At 62.5% G+C, this 26,653-nt stretch carries 19 protein-coding genes; 7 read left to right on the top strand and 12 right to left on the bottom strand.

Going from position 1 to position 26,653, the window contains the following annotated elements; translation table 11 throughout:
• Positions 1–98: 98 nt before the first annotated feature.
• Together QRM96_RS15510 and QRM96_RS15515 are read left to right on the top strand one after the other, a co-directional pair.
• Positions 99–1,439 carry an MFS transporter gene (locus QRM96_RS15510; protein WP_285320165.1) on the top strand — a complete coding sequence of 447 codons (1,341 nt, stop codon included), beginning with the start codon at positions 99–101 and terminating at the stop codon, positions 1,437–1,439.
• Positions 1,429–2,703: an ArgE/DapE family deacylase gene (locus QRM96_RS15515; RefSeq protein ID WP_285320193.1), complete on the top strand. Its 1,275-nt coding sequence runs from the start codon at positions 1,429–1,431 to the stop codon at positions 2,701–2,703. Before QRM96_RS15510 ends, QRM96_RS15515 begins: the two co-directional genes overlap by 11 nt.
• Positions 2,704–2,775: 72 nt before the next feature.
• Here the strand turns inward: QRM96_RS15515 and QRM96_RS15520 are convergent, their stop codons facing one another.
• Both QRM96_RS15520 and QRM96_RS15525 read right to left on the bottom strand, forming a co-directional pair.
• Complete coding sequence (locus QRM96_RS15520; protein ID WP_285320166.1) at positions 2,776–3,666, bottom strand: SDR family oxidoreductase; 891 nt, start codon at positions 3,664–3,666, stop codon at positions 2,776–2,778.
• On the bottom strand, positions 3,663–4,112 hold the full coding sequence (locus QRM96_RS15525; RefSeq protein ID WP_285320167.1) for a nuclear transport factor 2 family protein: 450 nt from the start codon (positions 4,110–4,112) through the stop codon (positions 3,663–3,665). Before QRM96_RS15525 ends, QRM96_RS15520 begins: the two co-directional genes overlap by 4 nt.
• 98 nt (positions 4,113–4,210) lie before the next feature.
• Between QRM96_RS15525 and QRM96_RS15530 the strand changes: the two genes are divergently transcribed.
• Together QRM96_RS15530 and QRM96_RS15535 are read left to right on the top strand one after the other, a co-directional pair.
• Entirely contained in the window at positions 4,211–4,879 is a 669-nt protein-coding gene (locus QRM96_RS15530) for a TetR/AcrR family transcriptional regulator (protein ID WP_285320168.1), read from the top strand.
• A gap of 82 nt (positions 4,880–4,961) precedes the next feature.
• Positions 4,962–5,264 carry a YciI-like protein gene (locus QRM96_RS15535; RefSeq protein ID WP_285320169.1) on the top strand — a complete coding sequence of 101 codons (303 nt, stop codon included), beginning with the start codon at positions 4,962–4,964 and terminating at the stop codon, positions 5,262–5,264.
• Between the two features lie 28 nt (positions 5,265–5,292).
• Here QRM96_RS15535 and QRM96_RS15540 read toward each other — a convergent pair whose 3' ends face one another.
• Both QRM96_RS15540 and QRM96_RS15545 read right to left on the bottom strand, forming a co-directional pair.
• Complete coding sequence (locus tag QRM96_RS15540) at positions 5,293–5,772, bottom strand: nucleoside deaminase (RefSeq protein ID WP_285320170.1); 480 nt, start codon at positions 5,770–5,772, stop codon at positions 5,293–5,295.
• Positions 5,769–6,275, bottom strand: coding sequence for an SRPBCC family protein (locus QRM96_RS15545; RefSeq protein ID WP_285320171.1), 507 nt, complete (start codon positions 6,273–6,275; stop codon positions 5,769–5,771). Before QRM96_RS15545 ends, QRM96_RS15540 begins: the two co-directional genes overlap by 4 nt.
• Before the next feature lie 221 nt (positions 6,276–6,496).
• Here QRM96_RS15545 and QRM96_RS15550 point away from each other — a divergent pair, with 221 nt between their 5' ends.
• Positions 6,497–6,871 (top strand): PH domain-containing protein, encoded by a 375-nt coding sequence (locus QRM96_RS15550; RefSeq protein ID WP_285320172.1) that lies wholly within the window; start codon positions 6,497–6,499, stop codon positions 6,869–6,871.
• Positions 6,872–6,892: 21 nt separating this feature from the next.
• On the opposite strand, the gene QRM96_RS15555 is transcribed toward QRM96_RS15550, so the two are convergent.
• The 3 genes from QRM96_RS15555 to QRM96_RS15565 all read right to left on the bottom strand — a co-directional run bounded on the left by QRM96_RS15555 (position 6,893) and on the right by QRM96_RS15565 (position 10,734).
• Positions 6,893–7,756 (bottom strand): class I SAM-dependent methyltransferase, encoded by an 864-nt coding sequence (locus QRM96_RS15555; protein WP_285320173.1) that lies wholly within the window; start codon positions 7,754–7,756, stop codon positions 6,893–6,895.
• 108 nt (positions 7,757–7,864) lie between these two features.
• On the bottom strand, positions 7,865–8,920 hold the full coding sequence (locus QRM96_RS15560) for a 2,3-butanediol dehydrogenase (RefSeq protein WP_285320174.1): 1,056 nt from the start codon (positions 8,918–8,920) through the stop codon (positions 7,865–7,867).
• A 14-nt stretch (positions 8,921–8,934) separates the two neighbouring features.
• Positions 8,935–10,734 carry an NAD(P)/FAD-dependent oxidoreductase gene (locus QRM96_RS15565; RefSeq protein WP_285320175.1) on the bottom strand — a complete coding sequence of 600 codons (1,800 nt, stop codon included), beginning with the start codon at positions 10,732–10,734 and terminating at the stop codon, positions 8,935–8,937.
• A 76-nt stretch (positions 10,735–10,810) separates the two neighbouring features.
• Here QRM96_RS15565 and QRM96_RS15570 point away from each other — a divergent pair, with 76 nt between their 5' ends.
• Positions 10,811–12,181 (top strand): GAF domain-containing protein, encoded by a 1,371-nt coding sequence (locus tag QRM96_RS15570; RefSeq protein WP_350224072.1) that lies wholly within the window; start codon positions 10,811–10,813, stop codon positions 12,179–12,181.
• Between the two features lie 461 nt (positions 12,182–12,642).
• Here the strand turns inward: QRM96_RS15570 and QRM96_RS15575 are convergent, their stop codons facing one another.
• Complete coding sequence (locus QRM96_RS15575) at positions 12,643–13,656, bottom strand: NgoMIV family type II restriction endonuclease (RefSeq protein ID WP_285320176.1); 1,014 nt, start codon at positions 13,654–13,656, stop codon at positions 12,643–12,645.
• Between the two features lie 430 nt (positions 13,657–14,086).
• On the opposite strand from QRM96_RS15575, the gene QRM96_RS15580 reads away from it, so the two are divergent.
• Positions 14,087–15,175, top strand: a complete 1,089-nt coding sequence (locus QRM96_RS15580; RefSeq protein WP_285320177.1) for a DNA cytosine methyltransferase — start codon at positions 14,087–14,089, stop codon at positions 15,173–15,175.
• A 74-nt stretch (positions 15,176–15,249) separates the two neighbouring features.
• Here QRM96_RS15580 and drmB read toward each other — a convergent pair whose 3' ends face one another.
• Genes drmB through QRM96_RS15600 form a run of 4 tightly spaced genes read right to left on the bottom strand, consistent with a single transcriptional unit; the run spans position 15,250 to position 26,462 of the window.
• Positions 15,250–17,094: an MrfA Zn-binding domain-containing protein gene (gene drmB, locus QRM96_RS15585; protein ID WP_285320178.1), complete on the bottom strand. Its 1,845-nt coding sequence runs from the start codon at positions 17,092–17,094 to the stop codon at positions 15,250–15,252.
• Positions 17,045–20,239, bottom strand: a complete 3,195-nt coding sequence (locus tag QRM96_RS15590) for a helicase-related protein (RefSeq protein WP_285320179.1) — start codon at positions 20,237–20,239, stop codon at positions 17,045–17,047. Before QRM96_RS15590 ends, drmB begins: the two co-directional genes overlap by 50 nt.
• On the bottom strand, positions 20,236–21,753 hold the full coding sequence (locus QRM96_RS15595) for a nuclease-related domain-containing DEAD/DEAH box helicase (RefSeq protein ID WP_285320180.1): 1,518 nt from the start codon (positions 21,751–21,753) through the stop codon (positions 20,236–20,238). Before QRM96_RS15595 ends, QRM96_RS15590 begins: the two co-directional genes overlap by 4 nt.
• The gene (locus QRM96_RS15600; protein ID WP_285320181.1) at positions 21,750–26,462 is read right to left on the bottom strand and encodes a sacsin N-terminal ATP-binding-like domain-containing protein; all 4,713 of its coding nucleotides are present in this window, start codon (positions 26,460–26,462) and stop codon (positions 21,750–21,752) included. Before QRM96_RS15600 ends, QRM96_RS15595 begins: the two co-directional genes overlap by 4 nt.
• Positions 26,463–26,653: the final 191 nt, after the last annotated feature.

Here is a 26,653-nt window from a genome sequence, read left to right on the forward strand (position 1 = left end):
CTCGAATAACCACCACCGCAGCAGTGCAGGCCACCGCCCTTCGCCCGCCGCGGGACCCGGGATGCAAGAACTCAACCCCGCTCGAAAGGGCCCACGCAGTGACCACCTCACATTCACTTTCCCCCGGTGCAGATGCTCCTCCGGTCATCTCAGGCAAGGACGCGGGAAAAATTGCCCGAGCCGCGTTCGTCGGAACCGCCCTGGAGTGGTACGACTACTACCTCTTCGGCACCGCCGCCGCGCTGGTCTTCAACCGGCTGTTCTTCACCAACATGGACCCCACCGCTGCGCTGCTGGCCTCCTTCGCCACATTCGGGGTCGGCTTCGCGGCCCGTCCGCTGGGAGCCATGATCTTTGGCTACATCGGAGACCGATACGGACGCCGGCCCGCGCTGCTGATGACCATCGTCATGATCGGCGTGGCCACGGCCTTCATCGGCCTGTTGCCCGATTTCGGCAGCATCGGCCTGGCGGCGCCCATCCTGCTCGCCGTCTTGCGGTTGGTCCAAGGCCTGGCTGTCGGCGGTGAATGGGGCGGCGCCGTGACAATGGCCGTCGAGCACGCCCCCGTTGAAAAGCGCGGCCGGTATGCGGCGCTGGTACAGGTCGGCTCGCCGGTGGCCACGCTGCTGGCGTCAGGCGCCTTCTCGCTCGTCCTGCTGTTCCCGTCCGAAGCTTTTGACGCCTGGGGCTGGCGGATCCCATTCCTGGCGGCCTTCCCGATGCTGGGCATCGCACTCTGGATCCGCCTCAAGGTGGAAGAGTCCCCCATCTTCAAGGACCTGCTCGCCCAGGGCGAAACGTCCAAGGTTCCAGCCTTCGAGGTCTTCCGCCACGCCGCCGGCCGCCTGCTCGTTGCCGTGCTCGCCGCACTCCTCGGCGTGGGTGGCTTCTACATGATCACCACCTTCGCGGTGAGCTACGGATCCAACACGCTGAAGGTGGACCGGAACGTCATGGTCAACGCCACGCTGGTCGCCGCCGTGGCCCAGATCGGCGTCACATTCCTCATGGGCCGGCTCGCAGAGAAAATCGGGCCGGGCAAGGTCACCATGTGGGGCGGCATCATCAGCGCTCTCGCCGCGTTCCCCCTCTTCGCCTTGATTGATACGAAATCCCCCCTGTTGATTACGCTGGCCATCACCGTCGGGATCATGCTCATAGCGGTGGCTTACGCTGTCAACGGCGCCCTGTTGACCGAGCTGTTCCCGCCGAAGCTGCGCTACTCCGGCGTGGCCCTCGGGTACAACATCGCGGGCGCCACCAGCGGATTCATGCCCTTGCTGGCCACGGCCATGCTGGGCGTCTCCGGCAACCAGTCCTGGGGTGCGGCCCTGATCCTGGCGATCATCTCGCTGCTTACCGCCGTCGGCGGGTTCTTCGGCGAGCGCCTGCGGGTCCAGGACAAGCAGCTTGTCGGAGATAACAGTGCTCAGTGACGACCAAACACTCCGCATCCTGGAGGCCGTGGACGCCGCCTTCGATGCCCAGCTGGCCTTCACCCAGGACCTGGTCAGGCACCCGTCGCTGCGCACCCGGGAGGGCAGCGCCCAGGACCTGATGCATGCGGCCATGGCAAGCCGTGGCCTGGAGATGGACCGGTGGGAGCTGGACGCCGATGACCTGTCCGCCCACGAGGGCTACGGGCCCGCAACGGTTTCCTATGCGGGGATGACCAACGTGGTGGGCACGTACAGTCCGGCTGCTGAGCGCGGACGTTCCCTGATCCTCAACGGCCACATAGACGTCGTCCCCGAGGGCCCTTCCGAGTCCTGGTCGCGCCACCCCTGGGACGCCCCCATCATCGATGGATGGATGTACGGCCGGGGCGCCGGCGACATGAAAGCAGGTCTCGCGGCCAACCTTTTCGCCTTCGACGCCGTCCGCGCCGCGGGGTTCGAGCCGGCAGGCCGTATCCACTTCCAGTCCGTCGTCGAGGAGGAATGCACAGGGAACGGCTCGCTGTCCGCCCTGATGCGCGGCTACCGTGCCGACGCCGTCATCATTCCCGAGCCCGAGGAGGACATGCTGGTGCGCGCCAACGTGGGCGTGCTCTGGTTCAGGGTCAGGGTGACCGGAAACCCGACCCATCCCCGCGAGATGGGCACCGGCTTCAACGCCATCGACGCGGCGTATACGGCAATTTCCGCGCTGCGGGAGGTTGAAGGGAAGTGGAACGCCGACCGCGAACAGCACCGCTACTTTGAAGACCTGGAGCACCCCATCAATTTCAACTTCGGCGGCATCCAGGGCGGGGACTGGCCTTCAAGCGTCCCGGCCTGGTGCGAGTTCGACGTGCGCGCGGCAATTTATCCCGGAATCCCCGCGGAGCAGGCATGGGCTGAACTTCAGGACTGCCTTGCCTCCCTTGGCCGGGGACCCGACCCGATCAGCGCGGTCGGCGTCAAGACAGGCTTCTTCTCCGAGGGCTATGTGCTGGAGCCTGGGAGTGAAGCGGAGGCGATGCTGGAGCGCTCCCATGGTCAGGTGTTCGGCAGTGAACTGAAAAGCTTCACCACGCCGGGCTACCTGGACGGCAGGGTTTTCGCGCTCTATGCCAACACGCCGCCGTTGGTCTACGGCCCCGTGTCAGAGTCAATCCATGGTTTCGACGAGCGGGTCTCGGTCGAATCCATCCGCCGGGTCACCAAGAGCATCGCCCTCTTCATTGCCGGGTGGTGCGGTATCGACGAACGGCCCTGAACCTCACCGCGGGCCTCCGCCCCCTACCGGATCCCGCCCTCGGCCCAGCTCTTTGGGCGGCCTGGTAGGCGGCTACGCCAAAGGTCCCGGAGTGCCTGATACCTCGAGGACCTGTTGCAGCCCGGTGACCGGGATGTCGGGAAACTCGGACCGCGCTGGTGCATATTCAAAAGAAGCCGCTCCCGATTCCTCCCAGGCCGCGGCGCCCGCCACCCGGGCCAGGAACGGTGAAAACGGCCTGGCAGCAACGGAGAGGACCCGCGCGGCGGCCGCCGGGATCCGCTGGACCGACCCACGGCCGGCCCGGGCGAACAGGGCCTCCGCCACCTCGTTGGCAGTGAGCGTCTGCGAGCCCCAGTCGATGACGCGGTTCCGCAGCGCAGGGTCCCGGAGGGCACGGACCACGACGGCGGCCGCGTCCCGGACCGAGGTATAGGTCACCGGGACGACTCCCGAGCCGAACACGGGCACCTTGCCCTTCGATTCAAGCGGGGCCGCCATGATCTCCAATCGCTGTTCCAGGAGCGCCCCCATCCTGATAACCGTCCAGTCCATGCCGGATGAACGGACCGCATCCTCGGCGGCCGCTTTGCAGCGCAGGTAGTCAATCGGTCCGTCCGGGGCAGCGCCGTGCATGGACATCATCACCAGGTGCCGGACTCCGGCTGCGGCGGCCGCACGGATCAGCCGGATGGCGCCGTCGCGGTCAACCGCGCGCGGGTTTGTGTCCTTGGCCCCAAATCCGGAGGCCGCGAACACCACCCCGGTGCAGCCCGCCACCGCTTGCCGGCAGTCCTCGTCCGAGGCGAGGTCCGCACGGAAGAGTTCGACGCCGTCGCCCATCTTTTGGGGGAAAGGCTGGGACGTGCCGCGGGCCATGACACGGACCTGCTGGCCCGCCTGCAGCAGGAGGGGAACCACGGCGCGGCCAAGGCGGCCTGTGCCGCCGACCACCAGGATCATGACCGGCCACCTCCCGCAGCGCCCTGGACGGCTTCCCGGACGGCTTGGTCCACGTCGCCGGAGTCCTGGTCCACGGGCTCAAGGTAGAACTGGGCCGCGGCGATCTTGTCGTGGCGGAGGGTGAAAATGGCCACGCCCGCGGCGCGCTGCACGGATCCGTCGGGCCGGGTGCCGCGGTTGCTCCATTCCAGCCAGAGTTTGCCATCCGGGCCGGTGGCGGCGTCGTGGACGGTGAGGGTGAGGTCCGGCAGGCCGGCAAAGAGTGCCGCCCAGTTCTTCCGGACCTGGGCGGAGCCGGTGAAGCTGCGGGCGGGGTGGACGGGGGTGGTGTTGCGGTAGTCATCCGCGAACTGGGACACCATGTCCTCGAGGTCGTGGCGGCCGGCCGCGGCCAGCATGCGCCGTACCGGGCCTTCGGGGAGGCGGTCGATTCCTGAAGCGTCCATGATCTGCTCCTTAGGTTCCGTCGCGGGAGGCGGAGAGGCTGGTACGCTGAATTTGATACAGTCAGCTGTATCTAACTGATACAAGGAGCTTAAGCCCGATGGGACCCGCGGTCAATGGTGCGCCACCCCGCTCCCGCGGCTATGACGCCCGCCGCCGGCAGGAGGCGGCCGGGGAGTCCAGGAAGCGGGTGCTCGCCGAGTCGCGGGCGCTGTTCCTCGCGAAGGGATACGGCCGGACCACCATCGCCGCCGTCGCCCATGCCGCCGGCGTGTCCAAGGAGTCGGTGTACAAGGGGTTCGGCGGGAAGCCGGGGCTAGTCCGGGCCATCTACGAGCAAAGCCTCCTGGGATCCGGCGGCCCTCCCGCTGAAGAGCGGTCGGACCTTGCACAGGCCACCGCCGTCGACGCCCGCGAGCTTCTGGAGCGGTTCGGCCGGTTCATTTCCGAGGTGAGCCCGCTGGGCTCGCCCGTCTACCTGCTCATCCGGGACGCCGCGTCGAGCGGGGACCGGGACATGGCCGCACTCCTGCGCCATGTGGATGACGAGCGGTACCGGCGGATGCTGCACAACGCGCACCAGGTGCTCGGACGGGGATTCCTGCGCCCGGGCCTGACGGCGGAGGAGGTGGCTGACGTCTTCTTCATGAGCACCTCGGCCGAGCTGTACGAGACCCTGGTCCTCAAGCGCGGCTGGAGCGCCGAGCGCTTCGGGACGTTCATGGCCAGGACCCTGGCCGCCAACCTCCTGCCGCCGGGCGGTCGTTGAGCCTGTCGAAACCCAGCCTGTCGAAACCCCGCGTAGGCTACTGCTACACCTCGGCAAGCCTCTAACCGGAACGGAGACCCGCATGCACGCCGTGCTCGAATACACCTACGCTGACGACTATCTTGAGAGCCGTGAACAGTACCGCGCCGACCATCTCAGGGCGGGGTGGGAAGCCGTGGAACGCGGCGAGCTTCTGCTGGGCGGAGCAGCCGGCGAAGGCCCCTTCAAGGGATTGCTGATTTTCACCGGAGAGAACCCGCTGGGGGCCGCCAAGGCGTTTGCGGAAGCGGACCCCTACGTCATCAACGGCGTCGTGACATCGTGGGCCGCCAGCCCGTGGACCACGGTATTGGGCAACGAAGCCGCCTCACCGGTCCACCCCTAGTCGTGACCATGGCCGCACTGACCTGAACCTACTCGGCGATGTCCTCGGCCCACAGCTCCGGCTTGTCGGCCTGGAACGAGAGCATCATGTCCACGCAGCGCTGATCGTCCAGGACCACCACCTCAACTCCGCGTGCGCGCAGGAGGTCCAGTTCGCCGTCGAACGTGCGCGCCTCCCCCACCACCACACGGGGGATCTTGAACTGGATGATGGTCCCCGCGCACATGGCACACGGGGCAAGCGTGGTGTAGAGCGTGGTGTCCCGGTAGCTCTTCTGCCGGCCGGCGGCGCGGAGCGCTGACATCTCGCCGTGCGCGATCGGATCGGCGTTCTGGACCCGTTCGTTGTGCCCGCTGGCGAAGACCTCTCCGTCCCGGGCGATCGCGGCCCCGATGGGGATCCCGCCGTCGGCCAGGCTCTTCCGGGCGGCCTGGTAGGCGGCCTCGAATGCCTGAAAATCCTTGCTCTCCAGTGCCGGCGCGGCGGTTTCGTGCTGTTGGTGGGTCATCGCGGGGACCTTACGTCGTCGTGTGCGGCGATGGACTCGGCGATCATCTTGATTGCCTCGAGTGTTTTCGGGATGCCGTCCAGGGCTTGCTGGGTGCGGTCGGCGATCTGGGCGTCTGCGTCGGCACCGTATTTGTCTCCGAACATGGCGATCCCCTCGGGCAGGAATTCCCAGGACTCCGTGAGGACGGTTCCGGTGCCTGCAAGGGTGAGGGTGAAGCCCCAGCGGACGTATTTGCCGCCCACCACCCAGGCGAACTCGCGTCCCGGCTCGGCGGCCACCACCTGCGAGCGGGTCTCCCAGGTCCGGTGCGGGAGCTCGTTCCGCCCGGTGAACCACGCGCCGACGTGGCCGGCGCTGGTCTCGTCGTCCCACCAGCACGCTTTGCAGACCGGGCTCCACTCACCGGTGCGGGTGACGTCGGAGACCAGGCTGTAGAGCGTCTCGGCTGATGCGTTGACCGTGACGGAATCCTGGTGTTGGCGGGGGCTGCTCTGGTTCATGGCTCCATCCTTGCAGACGGGCACTTCTTGTGCCGGGCTACAGGGCGCGCCTGTCCTCCCGCTCAAGAAGGATTCAGTCCGGCCACCCTCCTCCACGTGATCACCGAAATCCCAGAGGCCTGCCGGTAGGGTGGGCAGCAGCAGTTCCACGCCACGATCTTGCCGGAACACGGCCGAAAGAGATCTGGTTTGACCTAGATCCAAAACAGGGGGAAATCGTCTTGGAAGCAGCCGCAGTAACTACCTGGATGTTCGTCGAAGAATGTCCTATTCCGAATGACGTCATGGAGCTCATGGTTGGTGGGGAGCAGCCGGTCGCGGCCTACAGGACCTTCCGGGACAGCGCCATCTTCACAACCAAGCGCATGATTGTCCGGGATGCCCAGGGCATCACGGGTAAGAAAGTGGAGATCTATTCGCTCCCGTACTCGGCCATCAACATGTGGTCGTCAGAGAATGCCGGGAAATTCGATTTGGATGCGGAGTTGGAACTGTGGACACGGGCAGGGCATATCAAGATCAAAGTAGGCAAGAAAGCCGACATCCGGCGCCTCGACATGTTGATTGCCAACTCCGTTCTGGGAACGCAGCACTGATGTGATGGGGCGCCGTCAGCGCTAGTTTGCAGGGTTCGTTTGGCCACCAGGCGCCCCAGCCTTGGTGACCGTGAAGATCCCGTAGCGCATGGCACCGGTGCGGTAGGCCAGGATCAGGCGCGGGATGCTCAGGACGAAGACGCGGTTGCGGGCGCGAAGGGCCAGCCGGCGCATCTCAGGATCCACGAACAGGGCCTTCACCAGCCGGCGAGCGCAGATCGGCCAGGTGCGGGCGACCCGGCGGCTGACATCCTCATAGCCGGTGATCTCAAAACCGGCAGCCATAGCCATCGCCTCGTACTCCTCGCGCGTGCCCATCGAGGGCAGGCGACCCTCGCGGCAGATCGGCTCCAGAAGGTGGCGGACCTTCCAACCGCGGGCATCGGTCTCGGCGAGCCACGCGCAGATGACGAACGGTCCGCCTGGCGCCAGTACGCGGTGCGCCTCGGCGAAAAACCGGGGCTTGTCCACCATGTGCTCGCTCGACTCGATGGCCCAGGCGGCATCGGCAGAGGCGTCGGGCAGACCGTTGGCGAGCCAGTCGCGGACTTCGATGTTCACCCCCGGCACGGGGTTCGCGGCAGCATAGGCCTGCTCGGCGGACAGCGTGAAGCCGGTGACGCGGACCCCACGCATCACCGCGAGCCGCCGTGCCGTGGAGCCGTAGCCACAGCCGATGTCAACGCATTCCTGGCCCGGCATGAGGCCCAGCCGGTCGCCAACAGTGTCCACGAGCGCCTCGACGGCCTCGCCAGGTGTCTCGCGGCCCGTCGTCCACAGCCCGTGGTGGACATGGTCACCCCACACCCGGCGGTAGACGGGATCGAGCTCGTCGTAGTGATCCGCCACGGCCACGGCGTCCTGGGAGATATTGGGGACGATCACGCCCCGACCCTACAACGGCGCTCCGCAGCGAAGGAAGGGGAAGGACGACGACGAAACTCCCCTTCCGCCGTCGTCCGTCCTCGCGTGCCGGGCGTCTGCCGCCAGAACCTACGGGTGCACCAGCACCTTCACCGCCGTGTCCTTGTGGTTGATGAGGGTGTCGAAGCCCTGCTCCACCAGGTCCTCCAACGCGATCCGGCCGGTAATGAACGGCTTGAGGTCCACCTTGCCCTCCTGCACCATCTTGATCACGGCGGGGTGGTCGCGGACGTAGGCGATGGTGCCGCGCAGGTCGATCTCCTTGAGCACGATCTTCTGCATGTCGATGGTGGCGGGCGCGCCCCAGATGGAAACGTTGACCACCACGGCGCCGGGCCGGACGGCGTCGAGCATGGTGTCCAGCACCGCGTTCACGCCGGCGCATTCGAACGCGACGTCGGCCCCGGTGCCGCTGGTGAGCTCCCGCACCCGCGCCGGGACGTCCTCCTTGCTCGGGTCAAGGACGTGGTCGGCCACGCCGCTGGAGGTGGCCTTCTCCTTGCGCGCCTGGGTGAGCTCGCTGATGATCGTGGTCACCCCCATGCCCTTCAGGACCGCGGCGGTGAGCAGCCCGATCGGCCCGGACCCGCCCACCAGCGCCGTGTCGCCCGCCTTCACGCCGCTGCGCGCCACCGCGTGGTGCGCCACGGACAGCGGCTCGATCAGCGCCGCCTCGTCCAGGGGAATGTCCCCGATGGGGTGCACCCACCGCTGGTCCACCACGATCTTCTCGCTCAGGCCTCCCCCGCCGCCGGACAGCCCGATGAAGCCCATCTGCCGGCAGAGGTGGTAGCTGCCGGCCTGGCACATGTCGCAGTCTCCGTCCACGAAATAGGGTTCGACGACGACGTTGTCCCCCTTCGCCAGGCCAGTCACCCCTTCGCCGACCTCGGAGACAGTCCCGGAGAATTCGTGCCCCAGGGTCACCGGGGATTCCTCGTGGGAGAGCGGGTGCGGGTGCCCGGGAGCAGGGCAGAAGATGGGCCCTTCCAGGTATTCGTGCAGGTCGGTGCCGCAGATGCCGCACCACGCGACGTCGATCTTCACGGCACCGGCGCGGAGTTCCGGTTCCGGGATGTCCTCGATGCGGATGTCCTTTTGTGCGTGGAATCGTGCTGCCTTCATGATGGGTTCTTCCTTTAGCGGGTGTGGTGGCTGGGCTGCAGTTCGTAGACGGGCGTCTCCAGCCCTTCCATCCGGGCCTTGAGCTGCAGGGCCAGGTAGGAGGAGTAGTGCCGGCTCTGGTGCAGGTTGCCGCCGTGGATCCAGAGGTTGGGGACGTTGGTTGGTTTCCACATATTGCGCAGCTCCCCCTCCCAGGGACCAGGGTCTTTTGGCGTGTCTGAGCCGTATCCCCAGCATTTGCCCACCCGGTCGGCGATTTCGGGCGAGACCAGGTCCGCCAGCCAGCCGTTCATGGAGCCGTAGCCGGTGGCGTAGACGATCAGGTCGGCCTCCAGCTCGGTGCCGTCGTCCATCACCACGGCGTTGCCGGTTATTTTGGCAACCTGCCCGTTCTTCAGCTTCACCCGGCCGTCGATGATCAGCTGGGAGGCGCCGACGTCGATGTAGTAGCCGGAGCCGCGCCGCAGGTACTTCAGGAACAGGCCGGACCCGTCCACGCCGAAGTCCAGGTCGAACCCGGCGGCCTCCAGCTGGGAGTAGAACTCCGCGTCCCGCTTGGCCATCTCCTGGTACACGGGCACCTGCGCCTCCGGCAGGATCCGCATGGGCAGCGACGCGAACAGCAGGTCGGCCTTCTCCGTGGTGACGCCGGCAGCCAAAGCCCGCTCCGAGTACAGGTCCCCCAGCGCCAGGTCCATCAGCGATTCGCTGCGGGCGATGTGCGTGGAGGAGCGCTGCACCATGGTGACGTCGGCGCCGTGCTCCCACAGGTCGGCGCAGATATCGTGCGCGGAGTTGTTGGAACCGATCACCACGGCCTTTTTCCCGGTCCAGTCCCCGCCGCCGGGGTGCTGGGAGGAGTGCCGCTGCTCCCCCAGGAAGCTCTCGGCACCGTCGAACGCGGGGATGTTCGGGTAGCCGGAGACGCCCAGAGCGAAGACCAGCTGCTTGGGCCGCAACGTCACTGGTGACCCGTTGCGGAGGACGCTGACCGTCCATTCCTGCGTGCCGTCGTCGTACTCGGCGCCCACGCACTCGGTGCCGGACCAGTAGTTCAGCTCCATGATGCGGGTGTAGTGCTCCAGCCAGTCGCCGATCTTGTCCTTGGCGGCGAAGACGGGCCAGTCCTCCGGGAACTTCAGGTAGGGCAGGTGGTCGTACCAGACGGGGTCGTGCAGGTGCAGGGACTTGTAGCGGTTGCGCCAGGAGTCGCCCGGGTTCTGGTTCTTCTCGATCACGAGGGTGGGCACGCCCAGCCGCCGCAGCCGCGCCGCGAGGCCGATGCCGCCCTGCCCGCCGCCGATGATCACGCAGTACGGCTGCTCCTCGTAGCCCAGCCGTGCCTCCTGCTCCTCCTTGAGTTCCTTCCAGGAGCGGCGGCCGCGGACGATTTCGTGCGCCACGCCCTGCTCGCGGCGCGGGCCCTTCTTCTCCTCGAAGCCCTTCAGCTCCTGCATGGTGGTGAGCAGCGTCCAGCATTTGCCGTTCCGCAGCCGGAGGTGGCCGTAGCCGCGGGCAGTGCCGGTTTCGAACGTGATCCAGGCTTCCACGGTCCCTTCAGGCGCGGCGCTGCCGGTGGCGTCCTCGGCGAGCGCCCAGTTGGCGGGCTGCACGTGGTCCAGCGTGGCCTGGAGCATGCGGCGGATGTCCGCCTTGCCTTCGAGGGTTTTCAGGTTCCAGGTGAACGCCACGAAGTCGCGCCAGTAGCTGTCCTCCTCAAAGAGGTCCAGCGCGGCGTCCACGTCGCGGCGCTGCAGCGCGCCGTCCAGGCTGGCCAGCCAGGCCTGCGCGGCGGCGGTGGGTGTTTCGGTCATCTCCACTCCTTTGTGTGCGGTCCCTAGGTGTTCCGAACGGCTCCCGCCGGTGTCCCTGCGGTATGCTGAGGCGGGCGTGAGCTGCATCACTATTGGAGCGCGGCGGGGGTTACAAGCGCGTTACACGGGCACTGCCGGCAAGGACGCCGGCGGTGAGGAGGAGACGGTGGACTACGGCCTGAGGTTTTCGGACCCGGCGAAGTACGCGCGTGCCCTGCGCCGCGCGCACGAACTGGTCATCTCCGGTGTCCCGCGCCCTGAGATTCCCGTTCCGCTGGCGGAGTCGTGGCGCCGATCCATGGCGCTCGGCATCAGCCCGGACCAGCACAGCCCCCGGCACCTCCATGATCCGTCCGAGGTGCACCAGCTGCGGCGGGAGCACCGGCTGCAGCGGGTGATGCCTGCGCTGCAGGACCTGCTGGCCGACGATTCCAGTTCCGGCCGGCACCTGCTGGTGCTCACCGACGCCGGCGGTGAGATCCTGTGGCGGGTGGGCAGCCGGGAGGCCCTGCGCCGGGCGGACCGGCTGGAGTTCTCGGAAGGTGCGGACTGGTCCGAGGCGGGGATCGGCACCAACGCCATCAGCGAGGCGCTGGTCACCGGCGGGCCCGTGCAGCTGTTCTCCGCCGAGCACCTGGTCCGCACCCACCACGACTGGGCCTGCACGGCGGCCCCAATCACGGACCCTTTGACGGGTGCGCTGCTGGGCGTGCTGGATGTTTCCGGGCCGCTGGACACCATCAGCGCGGACACGCTGCGGATGGTGCGGTGCGCGGTGCGGGTGGCGGAATCGCTGCTGGGAACGTCCGACGGCGGGACTTCCTTGGGTGCTTCTTCTATTGTGCATGCGTCCCGGCAGGGTGCGCGCCAGCCTGGTGCTGCGGTTTCGTCGCTGGAGCTGCTTGGCGACCGGCCCACAGCGGTGTTTGCTGACGGGAGCCGGGTGCCGCTGACGCTGCGCCGCGCGGAGATCCTGGCGCTGCTGGATTCCCGGTCGCAAGGCTGGAGCGCCGAGGAGTTGGCGTACGAACTGCACGGCGACGCGGGCACGCCGCAGGCCATCCGGACGGAGATGTTCCGGGTCAGGTCGCTGCTGGGCGACGCGGTGGAGTCGAACCCCTACCGGCTTGCTGCCGGGCTGGCAGGATGCTCGGATTCGGGGCGGGTGCTGCGGCTGCTGCGGGAAGGGCGGGTGGCCGACGCGCTGGAGGCGTACACCGCTCCCCTGCTCAGCCGGTCCGGTGTTCTGGCTGTGCAGCTGCTGCGGGACCAGTTGGACATGGCCATTGGCTCGTCGGTGCGGGCCAGTGGCGATGCGGCGTTGCTGGTTCGGTGGCTCTCCACTGATATGGGCGCCGCGGATTCTGAAGCCGTCGAAGCCCTGCGCCGGCTGGTGGGGCGCGGTGATGCACGGTACCTGTCGTTCCTGGCCGCCTGCAGTAATTGAAGTCGGTTCAGCGCTACGAGAAAGACGGCAAGTGACTGCTCCTCAGAAACCAACGTGACGCATCGGCGCTATGTGAATCACGACCTGGCCGATTGGCAGCAGCAATGCGACACGATGGACCTGAAGATGAGGCCAGGAGTTCTTCTTCCTAGAATTCTAAAACAAGCTTCTTCCAGCATGTCGCACGTGCGAAATTCAAAGTTGGCACTCAGTGGCACTCTCACCAATACCAAATATCGCAAGTAGCAGAAGCAGCCCAGCAGCCGACATTCGATTTCTTCGCAACATGTCAATCTTTAAAAAAGCAAGGAGAGCAGTCTGAGTGTGCGGTTCATTTCTTAGTGACGATCTGCTTTCCCGGCCGTTTGGACATTACCCGTCGTTCCAGGCGTCAAGACATAAGCAAAGAGCCGGACGCTGCCTCCCCCACGTCAATTTACACATTAGGCGCCTCGATCGGCCTAGACGGCAAGGTCCAGTGGCAGGTCAGAGATGTCCTTTAGCCTCTTTCCGTGCACCATCATCTGAAGCATTTCGAAGGCGGATTCGTCGCTGTCTTCCTCAAGCGTGTGCATCAACTCTGGAAGTGCGAAGTGATACACGCAGTCCACGTCACCGGTTCCGAGAGCCAGCGATGCCAATCGGTTTGGTACGGGTTCAGCGGTCACGATCGCGATGTGAGGAGTGCGGCCCTTTCGGTTTCGAATCAGATTAAGCGCTTCAGAGCGGGCGTTCTGAGCACGATCAGTCCGAATGGTCCACTTGCAGGAAATAACTGCATGGAGAAGTGCACGCGTCTGTACCTGGCTACGAATCGGGGCGTAGCGTGCTGCGTTCTCGCCGACGATGTACCTGTCCCGATTTATCAAGTCATCACCAACTGGCATACGCGTCACGACAACGTCCGGCGCAATAGCATAGGCGTTCCCTAAGGATGCCTGCATTGCTCGGTTTTCCTTGACAATTGTTTCCAAATCCGCAAGGTGCTCATACTGCTCATAAATGGATCCCTCGATCTTCTGTTTTTGGGACTTGAATCCAGGGTGGCTGTTGTCGCCAATGCGACGCACCGTCCAATCACCGGGACGCAGTGAATCTAGATAAGGAAAAGTATTTCCTAGAAAATTGGCAGTTGCCTGTTCGAACCGTGCTCCTAAAGTTTGACCTTGCAGTTTTTTCGCCCGCGTTGCAGTTCCCAACCTCTCAGCGACTCCTTGCGCAAACCTGATACTTGGCCGGCTGCTCGAGTCCGCGTTACTTGGGACTCCTTCCGCATCGATGGTCAGGGCGCTGGCCAAGTCCCGGTGGAAGTCGCGGCGTGCTGTGACTAATAGGGGCTCAGTTCCACTGTTGATACGGCTAACGAGACTGCCAGTATGAGGATCGAAGTCGACTTCACCAGTTTGAACGTGGGCTTCCTTTCGGGCTGTTCCGACTGGGGCCGGCAGCCCAAAGAGAGTATTTTCTTCTGACATTCTTCCTCTATTCGTTTAGACCGTATCTGCTCACATTAGGATTAGGGCGGGCCGATGTCACATGTATCCAGTTCCTTGCAGGACCCGATTCTCATACGCGACTTGCCTGGTCGAACTCACGACTGTGCATACTTCCGGTACTCAAGGACCACCTGCTGACGGTGCACGCGGCCTTGTCTAGACATATCGGTGGGGGTGCTTTTGAATCGCATCTTCGACCTCCCCTTGGCACCGCCCTGTAGTTTCACCCTGGGTTCCCCAGAGCCTTCGCCACCTGTGGCATGCATCAGACACACAAAGCCGCGCGACAAATGAAGCGGGCATGCGCCCAAGCCTTCACTCATGGTGACCAATCACCCAGCCGGACACACCGTCGCGCGGGGATGTCTGACCCAGTCGCAAGGATAGGATTACAACCGGGAAGGGCATCATGGACATACGCACAATAGATTTATTCGCAGGCGCTGGAGGACTCTCACTTGGCTTCGAGCAGGCGAAGCTTGGCTTCATGCCGATCTACGCCGTTGAGATCGACAAGGCGGCCGCAAGCACTTACGAGCGGCACTTCGGCTGCACCGTGGAGACAGGCTCCGTAACTGACGTCGCCACGTTTCCTGAAGCCGACGTGATCATCGGTGGACCTCCCTGCCAAGGCTTTTCACCACTGGGGCGCGACCGTGACGACGAATCCCGGGCCGAACTCAATGAACTCTGGCAGCAGTACCTTCGGGCTGTCCGCCAAGTACGCCCCGCGGCGTTTGTCATCGAGAACGTGCCGGAATTCCAGAAGTCGGCTCAGTTCCACGCTCTCTTGGAGGCGATGGAAACCGATCCCGTACTGAAGGAGTATGCCTTTGCCTACGGCCCTCTGAACGCTGCCGAGTACGGCGCGCCCCAGCGCCGGATACGAGGCATTTTCATGGCGGTCCGTGGAGCAGAGTCCGTAGCCTGGCCCCCGCCCATCACTCACGGGCCGAATGCGGTAAGCGGTAACCCGTATGTGACCGTCCGCGACGCCATCGGCGACCTGCCTCCGTACCCGACAGCCGTCGAGCCGGAGGTGATCGAGGGTTTTGCTGGCGACCGTCAGGAGCTCCACCTGAAACGAAACCCCCGCCCAACGAGCCTCGAACGCTACATGGCAATTCCCGAAGGCGGGAACCGGTTCGATTTGGCACGGAACCGGCCAGATCTTCTCCCCCGGTGCTGGGCTGAGAAACCGACGGGTACAACTGATGTTATGGGTCGCTTGTGGTGGGAGCGGCCATCGCCAACGATCCGCACGGAGTTCTTCAAGCCGGAAAAGGGCCGGTACCTTCACCCTGAGGCGCATCGGCCGATTACCCACCGCGAAGCCGCACGGCTTCAAGGTTTCCCTGACAGCTTCATCTTCGAGGGTTCTAAAATTGAGATTGCCCGGCAAATCGGGAACGCCGTTCCGACAGCTCTGGCCCAGGCAATAGCCCGGCATCTCCACGCTGCTCTTGTTGCCGAACGCGAGCTTGCTACCGTCGGGTAATAGAGCAATAGTTGTGGAGGCCGCCCTTGCCCATGCAAGGGCGGCCTTTCTGCTCGAATGGCCGCTGTTAGTTGTTACTTCTCTGACCCCATTGACCTAACTTCCTCAAGTACTCCATCCAGCAAACCGGGGACATGGCTTCCACCTAGCACCAGTTGCCTATCGAGGAGTCTATTGGCGGTTTCGCACGATGTCTCACTGACAAGTGAACAGCCATGGCAGGCGGATAGGTTCAGACTGGACGTTCCCTGCCGATCGCTCTCAATGCAAACAGGATCGTTCGAGCAGACGTCAGCATCGTCGAGGGCTGCGAGGAGTAGCGGCACTAACTTGTCAGGATCGCCGAGTCTCACGAGTCCCCCGAGAGTGCCCTGAGCATCACCGGCTGCTGTGTAGATCAGAATGCCGGCGGTACGATCAGGACGATCCGAGTGCGCGTAGATCCGCTCCTGAAGAGATGCGGACGAATAACCGCTTGCATAGGCCAGACGGCGGATCAGGAGATGCGCGATCGTGTGTAGAGCGACGTAACGCGGCTCTGGCGCGTCCAGTCGGTGCGCCCACGGAGTTTCGTTCCGCCTGCTAACGAGAATTCCAGCGCGCGCCTGGACCTCTGATCGGGATTCCCACTCACTTAGGAACTCCTCGTCGAACTGAAGGAATATCCCCTCCCCATACATCTCGATGGCCGGAAAGACAGGTCTTCTCTTGCCATCGATGGAGAGATCTGCACTAATCATCTCCGCATCGGCGGAGTAGCGGCGGAATCCCTTCAGCGCCCGAACTTCTCGCACCCTCCTGACCTGTCCGACGGCGGTGAGCCGGGACGCCAGCGTCGAGAGAACGCTCTGATGATTCTTGGCCGACCAGCTATCGACTACAAAGTCGCCTTCACTTCGGTCTCGTCCTGGCTTCCCCAGCTTCTTTAGGAAGGCTGCCCATTCACCGTCCTTCAGATCCAGTAAGACATTATCGGCGGGCTCGCTGTCACCAGAAGCGACAGTCAAGACTTGTTCAACCGTTACGCCGAGTTCGTCGGCTATCCATCCAGCGATCATTTCGGACTGCGGTCCGCCGTTGTCAGCGACGACCTTTTCAAAAAACATGTGATTTCGGATGGCATCATCAGCTGCAGCCGAGGCCGGACGTTCTTCGGGGATGTCGAGCGCAGAAATCCTTTCCGCGATGTAGTTTCCGGTTGCCCCGCGCTGCACCGCAAAAAGCTTGTGATCGCATGCACTAGCGGGCAAGGGGTCCTGCCAGGGTTGGCCCCCTCTGCAACGGATACCGTCCCGCCCGAGCGCGTCCTTGGTTACAAGGTCAGACAGAGGCCTGGAACGCTTGCAGCCTCCGCACTCCACGCGCAGCGACTTGAGGCCTTCGCCGTGCTTCGCAGACCGCACGAACCGAAGCTCCTTGTAGGCGCGACAAAGGCGTACAGCCTCTGTGACTCCGGCGTCGTGGCCGCGGTGTGTCCACATAAACCACGGAATGTCCTGTAGGTGACTTCCCTTCTCGCAAACCGCGACATAACGCATGGGAACCAGTGAACCGTCGCAGGAACACTTGTTTGCCCATTTTCCCTTGTTTTTCCCGGTCTGCTGGGAGAGCCGCGAGCATCGCTCGCAGAACCTCCAAGATGGAAACCGCCAGTACAGGAGACCGATCGTGTCTTTACCGGCCCGGCCTGAGTGAGTCGGGGCCTCACGCAGAACGCTCGGTCCCAGCCGCTCTACGAGACGTTCGCAGTGAATCTCAGGAGCGAAACGTTTATCCCACCAGGATGTGTCGGGCGCGATGAGAGACTCACCACGCACGTCTACGATTGCACCAACTCCGAAAGGTGAGACGATCTCCGACAGCCGCAGGTCATGCTTGATCCGTTCCACTGGATACCTCCTCAAAAGGCTCACGTACATCCACGGCCACGTTAGGTTCGACAGATCGCATGGAATCGGCCACCAGCCAGCCTTCCCCCAATTGCCCAAAACGTTTGAACAGCGCATTGTCCGTCTGATTCTTCCTGTCGTACAGCAGCAGCGAATCCGCCTCCCGGGCATTTCTCGCACGTCTGTCCCACTCGTTGAGCAGCGTCCTAACCCTCTCGCGCGTGTCGTCCGCTTCGACCTTGTCAGCGCGCTCAACGAGTCCCACGAATCTATCGACTAGCGTGTCAATTGTCCCTCTCAGCACGGCATTCTCCAGATCAAGTTGACCAGCAGCGTCGTTGCCGGCTAGCGCGGGTACTAGATGCCGTATAAGCGCCGCCACCCCACCAGCCAGCGAGCGTTCTCGTGACGCCAGCGACCAGGGAGTGACGCTGGTCGGTTCGACGTTGCGGTAGAGCACTTCGTGGTACCCGCGGAAAGTCTCGAAGTGCGAGCGGTCCCGCGCACGGTTGGAGCGGAATAACGTTGTGACGACGCCTTGGACGCTGCCGCGCCCGACCCTGCTGGTGGCCTGAATGTACTCAGACGTCGTTTTGGGCTGGCCGACCATAAGCATCAAAGCTAGGCGTGGGATGTCAATTCCCACGGAAAGCATGTTGGACGAAAGTACGATGTCGATGGCTTGGTCAGTACGGTCTATGCTCCGCCTTAGCTCACGCAGATCGTTCGGGAGCTCTTCTGGTCCACGGCGGCTGGTGAGCTCGAGGACCCTTCCTGCTCTGACTGTTCGGAGGTCGTGGCCGAGCCGCTCCGCCCTGGGTTCAAGGCGTGCATTGACGTCATCGACAACGAGGGTTCCGGTTCGTCCAAGCTCGCGCAAGCTGTTGTGGTACATAACGGCAGTCCAGTAGGCGTCACGGCTGACACCTGAGCTTCCTAATTTTTCGAGCACAGCTGGGATCTCGATCAACGGCGAAGCCGCCGAAACTGTCGCCGACATCTGCGATAACGCCTGCGGCATCAGCCCAAGGTAAAGGCGTCCCTCGCCACTGCTAACAGGCCGGGAGAAAAACGTCCGGTCGTCGTCGAGTCCCGACGGGGGATACAAAGCAACCGCTCGCCCGTACAAGCCCTTAACCTGGTCATCCGACGACCTGATCGTGGCAGTCGACGCTACGATCTTCGGCGTCGCCCCGCCAGCGGAAAGCAGCAATTTTATTACCGCGTCAAAGACTGCCACTGTGGTTCCCAGGGGGCCCGACAGCAGGTGCAGCTCGTCCTGAATGATCAAAGACGGCTGGCGAAACGCGGTATTTAGACCGAGCAACCGCCCTGCCTCGGCGCGAAACTGCAGGCGCGCAAACTTATCGACGGTAGCGAGCAGGATCGTGGGTGGATTCTCATACAGAACCTCATCGACAACCTCCACCGGAAGCGCATCACTGAACTCGCAGGAGCTATCAGTGCAGTGTATGACGACGTCACGGCCGACAAGCCTAACTCCATACTCGTGCAACTTTGCGGACCGCGCCTTCGGCAGGAGGTCGCTAGCGCACCACGGACAGCTTTCAACCTGGAACTGGTTCGCCTCTTCCGGACGTGCTGCCTTGTATAGCCGTTCAAGAGACGCCTTGGCATCACGTCGGGATCCCGGGGTAACCTCATTGCCCACCCAGAGGCCGATCGTGAAGGTTGCCATTCCTTTGACCCTGGGGTCACTAAGCGGGCCCGGCCTTCGCAGGAGCTCCATTGCACAGATCAGCGAGGCAGCGCGCTGAAATTGCTGGGAGGTCAGCAGTCGAAGCGTGTAACGGGTCAGTACTGCCGTTCCACCACCTGCCGGTCCTTCTGCGATTCGCCGGCGGAAGATTTCGATAGCCGCCAGCCCGAGGTAGGCCTCTGTCTTGCCGCCACCAGTGGGGAACCAAATCAAGTCTACGAGCTCGCGTTCGTTGTGGGTCTCATCCACGGTCGAGGCAAGAGCGACCAGCAGGAACCCGAGCTGGAACGGCCGCCAACGTGGCTCCGTCAGTTCAGCACCTCGATTGAGCTGAGCCTGTCGCATTTGCAGCCGCATCGCCACCATAGCCAGGGCAAACGCCGACCGGAGATCGGGTCGGTCGTCCCGGCGCAAGAGCGCGACGGTCTCGCTCATCCGGCCATGGGCAACCACCGAGCGGTCAACAATCCGCCTGGCAACCAAAGCGTCGAAGCCGAACTCACTCACGCGATTTTCTTCCGAAGCAACCCAAGACCCGAAAGCATCAACGAAGGCATCAAGCGATGCGAGAACCTCCTCCGGCGACCCGTCGAGCCGCGAAAGATGATCGAGACGCAGCGCCTGCGCCTCAGCTGTCGAATCGTCGAAGCCGGTTGTCTCAATAGCTGGCACCACAAAGGAGGGCACGGGTTCGAGCCACACCCGACGGCAGCATCCCTCACTCAATTCCCAGTCGGCAGCCATACCATGCCCGACGGCGTAAATCTTTCGATCCCGGTATCGGAGCCTTAGTTCGGCCGCCTCATCCTCGAGATCCAATGCTCTCGTGGTGTCGTATTCGAGGATCGACCCTTGTCCCTGTGGGGCGACTGCAAGCGCGACCTGGTAAAGCATATTGACCGCGTCAAGGCGGTCGTCACCAGTCGACTGGCTCAGGACACGTACGTGGACGGTCACAAGGAAGGCAACGCCAAATCCTCTCCACCGAGATCCAATTTGGATTGGCACGTCGCCTGCCACGTCTTCATAGTGCGGCTGTTCGCGAGAAAGCTCGAGACCCTCGAAATGGAATGGCACACGCCGCCACCGGGGCGGGCCGTCCTCATCCAAGGGAGTGTATGTTGCGCCTGTGAGGTCACATTTAACCGCCGAGTCATTAGTGATGAAAGAAATTGCAACGGAGGACGGCCGCCAATCCTCTGCGATTGGAACGCTGGCACCCGTCTCCTCGACTTCCCCAGACGAAGAGACCGCTCCGTCGACGTCAACCTCGTCATAGTCAGTAGCGGCGCCCAGGTCGGCAGTTGGAGCAGCACTGTCATGTGGAAAGAGCATGCCCACGGCGTATTGCCTATTGGGCAGGTTCTCGAGGACCTCGTCGTCGCCTCCGTCTGGACCGAGGTAAGCAGATCGCAGGTGTTGCAGCACAAGGCTTTGTGCGTGGGTGAGAGTCACCTTGTCACCATCCGCTGTCGTACAAGTTGCTGAAGGCGCCGTTTGTCGTCCTTGGAAACCACGATGTGTAGTGAGACCCGTGCCCGCGTGACGGCGACGTAGAAGCCAGCTACGCCGAAGTCATCGAGCGATTCGGGTAGACCACATACGATGACGTGTTCGGCTTCGAGCCCTTTCGCGAACCTAGGTGTGGTTATGGTGATTCCATCGGACGTCGATGGCTTCTTGTCAGAACGAGGGTCAATGAGCCAGATCTCGCTCCGGTGCGCCCCATCTTGGAGGAGCTGCGCAGCGACAGCTAAACCATCCGAGATTGCGACCTGACTATCGGTCGTATGCCACTGGACTTTTTCACCGTTCACGATTCCCGGATCGCCAACATCAGCGCCTAGGTACTCCTGAACGACGTGCACGATAGCACTCGTGTTCCGCACGTTGAGGTCTAGGTCGACGGCCACGGCCTCGTCAGCAACGAGCGCAGCAACGTCACCATCGTAGACGCCATCGACGTGTGCCTGGTTGTTCTGGTCGAGAAACATCCGCCAACGCCCGTTGGCTCGCCCTCCAACAATTACGCCGTCAATCAAATCCATGGCTTCGGCGGACATCATGTCCTGTGCTTCGTCAATCAGTACCACGTCGTACCTGCCCGCGGTTGCGAGATTCTCGAAGGGGACCACATCGACTGGCCGGTCGTCGAGATGCGGTGCGAAATACTGTGCCAGGGCAGGCGAGCGGAATGTGACGAGCACGGAACGTCCTCGATCTGCTTCTTGTTTGGCTGCCTCGATCAGGACCAAGGACTTCCCCGTCCCCGCGCCACCGAAGACGACCATACGTTGGTTCCTCGCGAGCGCTCCAAGAACTCTTGACTGCCCAGCCGTTGCTCGGTTCTGCTCCTCGATAATCGCCCCGCGCTGTGCGTCAATGACTGGCATTCGCGTGAACTCGCCGAATAAACGAGCCCGAAGGTCGTCCAATCGAGCGATTTTTTGCCCGGCTGGAGCCTCGCGGGCGCCAGCCGCAACTGCATTGAGAGCGGCAGCTAGCTTTGCAGATGTCATGTCGTCACGTGCGAGCCAATGCGTGGGTAGCCATCCGACTGCATCCGGCGGCGTATTGATATCCGGGGTTACCACGACGGCCTCGTGGGCGAACCATCCCACACCCTGCTCCTTCAGGATGTTTCGAAGCGCGAACCCCGCCGACCGGGCCTGCTCCATTGGTGAGGTCGAGAGCCTATGCCAGTCCCCGTGCCGGTCGATCGAGTACCAAACTCCGTCGTGCTTGCGCACGCCTCCCCCCTTGACCTCGATCACAACCACGCATCCGCGCCATAGAACGACAAAGTCTGCCTCGGCCTGCTGCTTGTAGGAGTGCGAGCGCAGGTCAACGGAGTAAAAAGCGACTGCATTCGGGTCCGTGTCAATTCCATGAAGTAGGCGAGCAAGGGACCGCTCGCCCGCACTGACGGACTTCTTCTCGATGTCGGCCAGCGTCGGAACCAGTATCATCCCTGCTGCTCCTTCCAGAGCTCTTCGTAGTCGTGGTAGCCAAGGAAATCATTCATCGCGCCCCAGTTGTCGGCTACGTCGACGATCAGGCACTCCTCCTTGCCGCCGTTCTCCTTGCCCCGCAGCCCTCGGCCCGCCATTTGGATGTAAGCGCCGGGGCTAAAGGTGGGTCGAGCTATGTATAGGGCGCGTACGCCAGGTGCATCGAATCCCTGCACCAGCAGGTCACAGTTAGCGAGTACTTTGATTCCGCCGTCCTGGAATTCTTTGATAACGTTTCGGCGTTCCTGGCGTCCGGTTTGGCCACTGACTGATGCCGCGTTCACACCGCGATACCTCAATGACGCGGCCAGCACCTGCGCGGACAACACACTCGGCGTAAATACGAGGATTGGCCACTCCGGATCCTGTTCAAGGATGTGTTCCACCAGGATCCGCATTCGATGCTCATTGCGACCGAGTTTCTCGTAAACGTTCCGATCGATGAGGCGGCTCGAATTGAGCGTATTGCGTTCAGCGGCGTTGAGATCAACCTCGACGCCGGATGGGAGCACCTCGTGCCTTACCCTTGCGAGCACTCCAAGTTTGACAAGCTCCTTGTATGCGTCGGATTCGAAAGCGGTGAGACGATTGGTGCCGAACCTAGCGGCCAGCTCTTTGGTACCGCTGTGGTCACCTGCGCGGCCCTTGAACGGCGTTGCCGATAGGCCCACCAGAGGCCGTTCCCAGCTGCGCCCATCGACACCGAGCCAGCGCAATATGGCCGTGTAGCGCGTCGAGCCACCCGTGCGATGTGCCTCGTCGATAAAGACGGCAGTCGGCCGGCTGAGCCACTCATAGTCGGGTCGACCCATGATCGCTTCAATCTTGGCGTCGGTAGCGACGACGACAGAGAGCTCGGTGTCAGGCTCGTGGACCGTGTTGGTGTCCCAAAGCCGACCGATGGTTAGAGGGCGCTCATCGCCCAGGTACCGCCAGACTGTTTGAAACGTCTGCACCGCTTGCTCGCACAGCTCTGCGGACTGGGCTATCCACAGGATCGTTCCGGACAGCACCTCATCCACAAACAACTTGAGCGCTGTCTCTGTTGCCACACGAGTTTTGCCTGCTCCGGTGGGCAACTCGACCATACCCTTTTGTGCCGGTCCATCCGCAGACGGCTGGGTTAGAACTCTCCGCAAATCCTCGCTGATCCTCTTTTGGTAGCTGTGGAACTTGTTGAGTCGGACAGCACCGGCGACGACGAACTCTTCAGGACGCGGCCGGTTCCGCTGGCCAGCAAATTCAGGTCCGAAGCCCATCTTGCGCACCCACGAAATCGCCGCCGGCGTTCCGGCCCACGCTGACGGGACGTCTGAGAATCCCTCCTCGCGGAAGCGCTCGGCAAGAATCCTCAGGGAGTCCGAGCCGTAAACCGTGAGGAACAGGTCAGCGACGGAAGTGTCCTCATCGACGAGTCCTTGTGCCTCCAAAGCCGTCCAAAGGCCGGTTGGCAGCGCGTCCTGGAGATCGTCCGGGCCAATGTACAGGTCGAGCCGTTCAGCGTCGGACTCGATCGTACGCGCCTGCTGACGCAGGAGCTCCAGCTTATGGTCGAGCCCTGCCTTGAGCACCGCCGATAGCCTGGCGTTATCGAGGCGCAGATCGAAGGCTTCATTCACGAAGCTCAGAATCTGCCGCGCGTCTGAGTCTCCGGCGACCACGAGTTCAAATCCATCGCGGTGCCAGTTCAATGGCTGATCTTCGACGCCGTCCTCAGTCGTAACGCGCTTGGCAATCAATAAAGCACGGGAAACTTTAGCGGCATACAACTGCACGCCGAACTCGCTTCGAAGCCCTGTGTAAACGTCAAGGATCTTCTGGGGATCCTGCTGTCCCTCGACAACCATAGAAAATGAGAAACTGTCTTCAAACCTGCGACAGCCGACAACCGCGACCATCTCCTCAACCTGCGAGGATCGGACGCGCAAGTACGGGCGATGGCGAGCGCGAAGGAAATTCTCCTGCTCATCTGTCGTAGCAAGGTAAACCGAAGACGGCGCGTGCGCTTCTATCGTTTGCCTTACTCGGGCTGGAAGCGTTTTCGGCTTAGCACCACCTAGCCCGACCCTACTCGCGGTCAATATGAACTCCACGAGGATGTCATCGTCTACTCGGGGAAAGAGCTGGCCCTCAAGCATCTCCTGCATTATGTGTGGAGGAACGTCGGTGAGTTCATCCGGAAGGTCGAGCAAAGTCAGGGCCTGATGTGACCCCTTGTATAGCGGCAGCAGGCCGGAAAAGCGCACTAACGAAGGTGCGACGACATCTCGTAGCGGACGATAACCACGGGTGGTGTTGAAGAGCCCCGCTTGCTCGATAGCCCACCGGACGGGTGAGCGCACGGCAAATGTCCGTCCGGTATCAGAGTCCTCGACTATCCAGTCGTCTTCGCCAAACGAAAGAAGGGCGGTCGTCCAGTTCGCACGAGCCTGATCGGAAGCACCCGCATCGCGGAGCAGGAAGAGTACCGAGAAAGGCCCCGGACCTTCGCTAGGACTCAAATCGATAGTCTTGATTGGTCGCTCGCCCGGCCCCTGTAGCCCATTAAGCTCGCTGAGAGTCGCTTCAACGTATGCCTGGTACGCAAGCTCGTCTTCCAATGCAAAATCCTTCACTGGCTGCTGTACTACTCCCAGCCGGTGGGCAACATCAGGAACGCACCGACGCCGATCAAGGAGCCGAGACGCGACTTCCCCCGGTAGCGCAATATCGAGATCGAGCACTTGTTGAGGCCAAGCCCAACCACCGTCACGCGTCGGTACCTTGACGGAAGCTCGTGACGAAGTCATCAGCTTCGCGGCGGCAGGAACCGCGACAGACAAAGCGCCGTCCCATAGCCTTACTAGGTCATCGTCGCTAGGCTCCACTGGAAGCGTCGCCAATCGTGCGTTGAGAATCGCTTCAGGGTCGAGGTCGCGAAACCCGCGGCCGCGGAGAAGCATTTCGATGCCTTCCTCGGCCAGGAATGCGGCATCGACGAAGACGGCTCCTTCGATTTCAAGGTCTGCTTCCCGGTGGAGGAACACAACGTCCTTATCGGCCAGTGCTCGCATGCCTTCTGACGTAGGAATTACGTTTGCTTTCGCGATGTCATCAAGACCAGGATTCTTAATTACCGTCCGGAATGCATTGGCTGCCGATCTTGAGTCATTGCCCTCGGCCCACTCACGCAGCCACGTCAAAAGGCCGCGCTTCGGCATGTGCTCCAGCGCCAGCTTAGTGTCACGTGCGCTCGGTTCCAGACTAGGGCTGGTCGCGGATAGAAGAAGATCTCGCAAACGAGTAGCGCGGGTCGGTGTCGAGTAACAGCGCCAGTGGGGGACGTCGCTTCCCGTGTTCGGCGACATGATCCAGCCTTGATGTACCGGTTCCTCGAAGCGGACTGTTAGATCCAGCGGACGGAGCGAAGCACCATTGCAAAGCTGGGCATTGGCATCTGGAATCAGATCACGCGCTCCCGCCAATCGCAGGACATGCGCCGACAAGTTCTCGTCGCCAAAGCCGTGGCTTTCCTGGCCACGGCCACGCGCGGGCATGTAATCCAGATGTACCGCCGGGTCCGTTTCCGTCCTGAGCTGAGGCAGCAGACCTACGAATATCTCAGCAAGCGTTCCAATCATTTCCCGGTTGTACTCGTTCTTGAGCAAAGTGGTCCGGTCATCATTTACGCTCCAAGGAGCGTTAAAGAGCCCCGATGCCGATGTTGTGTCCTGCAACTGGAAGTAGGACCAGAATTGTCCAATCCTCAGCGCGTTCTGCTGGGCTGGTAGCGCGACTGTTACTTTCACTTCCGCGCGCGATACAGCTTCTCCGACAAGTTTTCTCGCTGCGGCCGAAGGAGCGTGCATCCGGCTCCCGACCACCCATTCGCTGCCTTCGCCCGAGGGGCCTTCAATTCTCAGGACTCCCTGGCCCAGGTCGCGAGAGACGTGGCTTGTCTCAAAGGGATCAGGACCCACCACTCGAAGCTTCACTTCACGGACAGCTTCAACAAAAAGAAGAAACTCTGAGCTGAAGCTCTCAATTTCCTCACGAAGGTGGTCCAGATTTGACGCATGTGGCAGCTTTACAACCGTCGACGCCCATACTCCCAGCTCGGCTAGGATCGGGTCTGCCTGAATTTCTTCTTCAGCATCGAGGATAGTTGCCGTGCGTAGGATCGGAAACCGCTGCCCTGGCGCGATTCCGGCTAGGGCTTCGCGTGCCTGCGGTGAATTGAATTCGAATGAAATCGAGCGGCTAAAAACCTGTGGCGAGTCACTGACGCTGAGGACCGACTTGAACCCGAGCCCGAAGCGGCCAATCTCATCGCCTCGTTTTCCGCTGAGGTGTGCGTGCGTGATGGCGATCAATCCAGACTTGGAAAAAGGACGTCCGGAGTTGGCGCAGTACAGTGTGCTCGAAGAAGAATCGAGCACAATTTCGACTTTTCCGAGACCGCTGAGTTTGCCATCTTCCGACCCAGCCATTGCATCGGCCGCGTTCTGAACAAGCTCGAGAAGTGTCCGGTTCGCATAGCCCCCCGTACGTATGGACTCCTCGTGGTTAGCATGCTCAGCGATCAGCGTCGGCTTCGCATCGTAGGCTGCTATCGCACTTTGGAACTGCTGGTTAATTTCTCGAACAAGAACTTCGTCGGCAACCCAGTCGGCAGTTGTAATTGCCATTTATTCCCCCAACCTTGTTGGTGCTTCCTCGCACCGAATCGACCACAGCAACTTAAACAGGCGCGGAATTCCAACGCATGGAGCCGCTACAAGTTACCTAGCCATCTGCTTAGCCAAGGTGTTGCTGTCGATGGTAATTCCTTCTTTACCGGGCAGCCCTGCGGACAGAGAATTCTGGCCAAACGCTGACC

The sequence above is a fragment of the Pseudarthrobacter sp. lyk4-40-TYG-27 genome (assembly GCF_030209295.1).
Lineage (GTDB): Bacteria > Actinomycetota > Actinomycetes > Actinomycetales > Micrococcaceae > Arthrobacter.

Coding starts and splice junctions, on each gene's coding strand:
- QRM96_RS15520 (WP_285320166.1), bottom strand. CDS start 3,666: ATGATCCTGGTGGTCGGCGGCACAGGCCGCCTTGGCCGCGCCGTGGTT.
- drmB (WP_285320178.1), bottom strand. CDS start 17,094: ATGTACGTGAGCCTTTTGAGGAGGTATCCAGTGGAACGGATCAAGCAT.
- QRM96_RS15560 (WP_285320174.1), bottom strand. CDS start 8,920: ATGAAGGCAGCACGATTCCACGCACAAAAGGACATCCGCATCGAGGAC.
- QRM96_RS15530 (WP_285320168.1), top strand. CDS start 4,211: ATGGGACCCGCGGTCAATGGTGCGCCACCCCGCTCCCGCGGCTATGAC.
- QRM96_RS15595 (WP_285320180.1), bottom strand. CDS start 21,753: ATGATACTGGTTCCGACGCTGGCCGACATCGAGAAGAAGTCCGTCAGT.
- QRM96_RS15565 (WP_285320175.1), bottom strand. CDS start 10,734: ATGACCGAAACACCCACCGCCGCCGCGCAGGCCTGGCTGGCCAGCCTG.
- QRM96_RS15535 (WP_285320169.1), top strand. CDS start 4,962: ATGCACGCCGTGCTCGAATACACCTACGCTGACGACTATCTTGAGAGC.
- QRM96_RS15540 (WP_285320170.1), bottom strand. CDS start 5,772: ATGACCCACCAACAGCACGAAACCGCCGCGCCGGCACTGGAGAGCAAG.
- QRM96_RS15575 (WP_285320176.1), bottom strand. CDS start 13,656: ATGTCAGAAGAAAATACTCTCTTTGGGCTGCCGGCCCCAGTCGGAACA.
- QRM96_RS15600 (WP_285320181.1), bottom strand. CDS start 26,462: ATGGCAATTACAACTGCCGACTGGGTTGCCGACGAAGTTCTTGTTCGA.
- QRM96_RS15545 (WP_285320171.1), bottom strand. CDS start 6,275: ATGAACCAGAGCAGCCCCCGCCAACACCAGGATTCCGTCACGGTCAAC.
- QRM96_RS15525 (WP_285320167.1), bottom strand. CDS start 4,112: ATGGACGCTTCAGGAATCGACCGCCTCCCCGAAGGCCCGGTACGGCGC.
- QRM96_RS15580 (WP_285320177.1), top strand. CDS start 14,087: ATGGACATACGCACAATAGATTTATTCGCAGGCGCTGGAGGACTCTCA.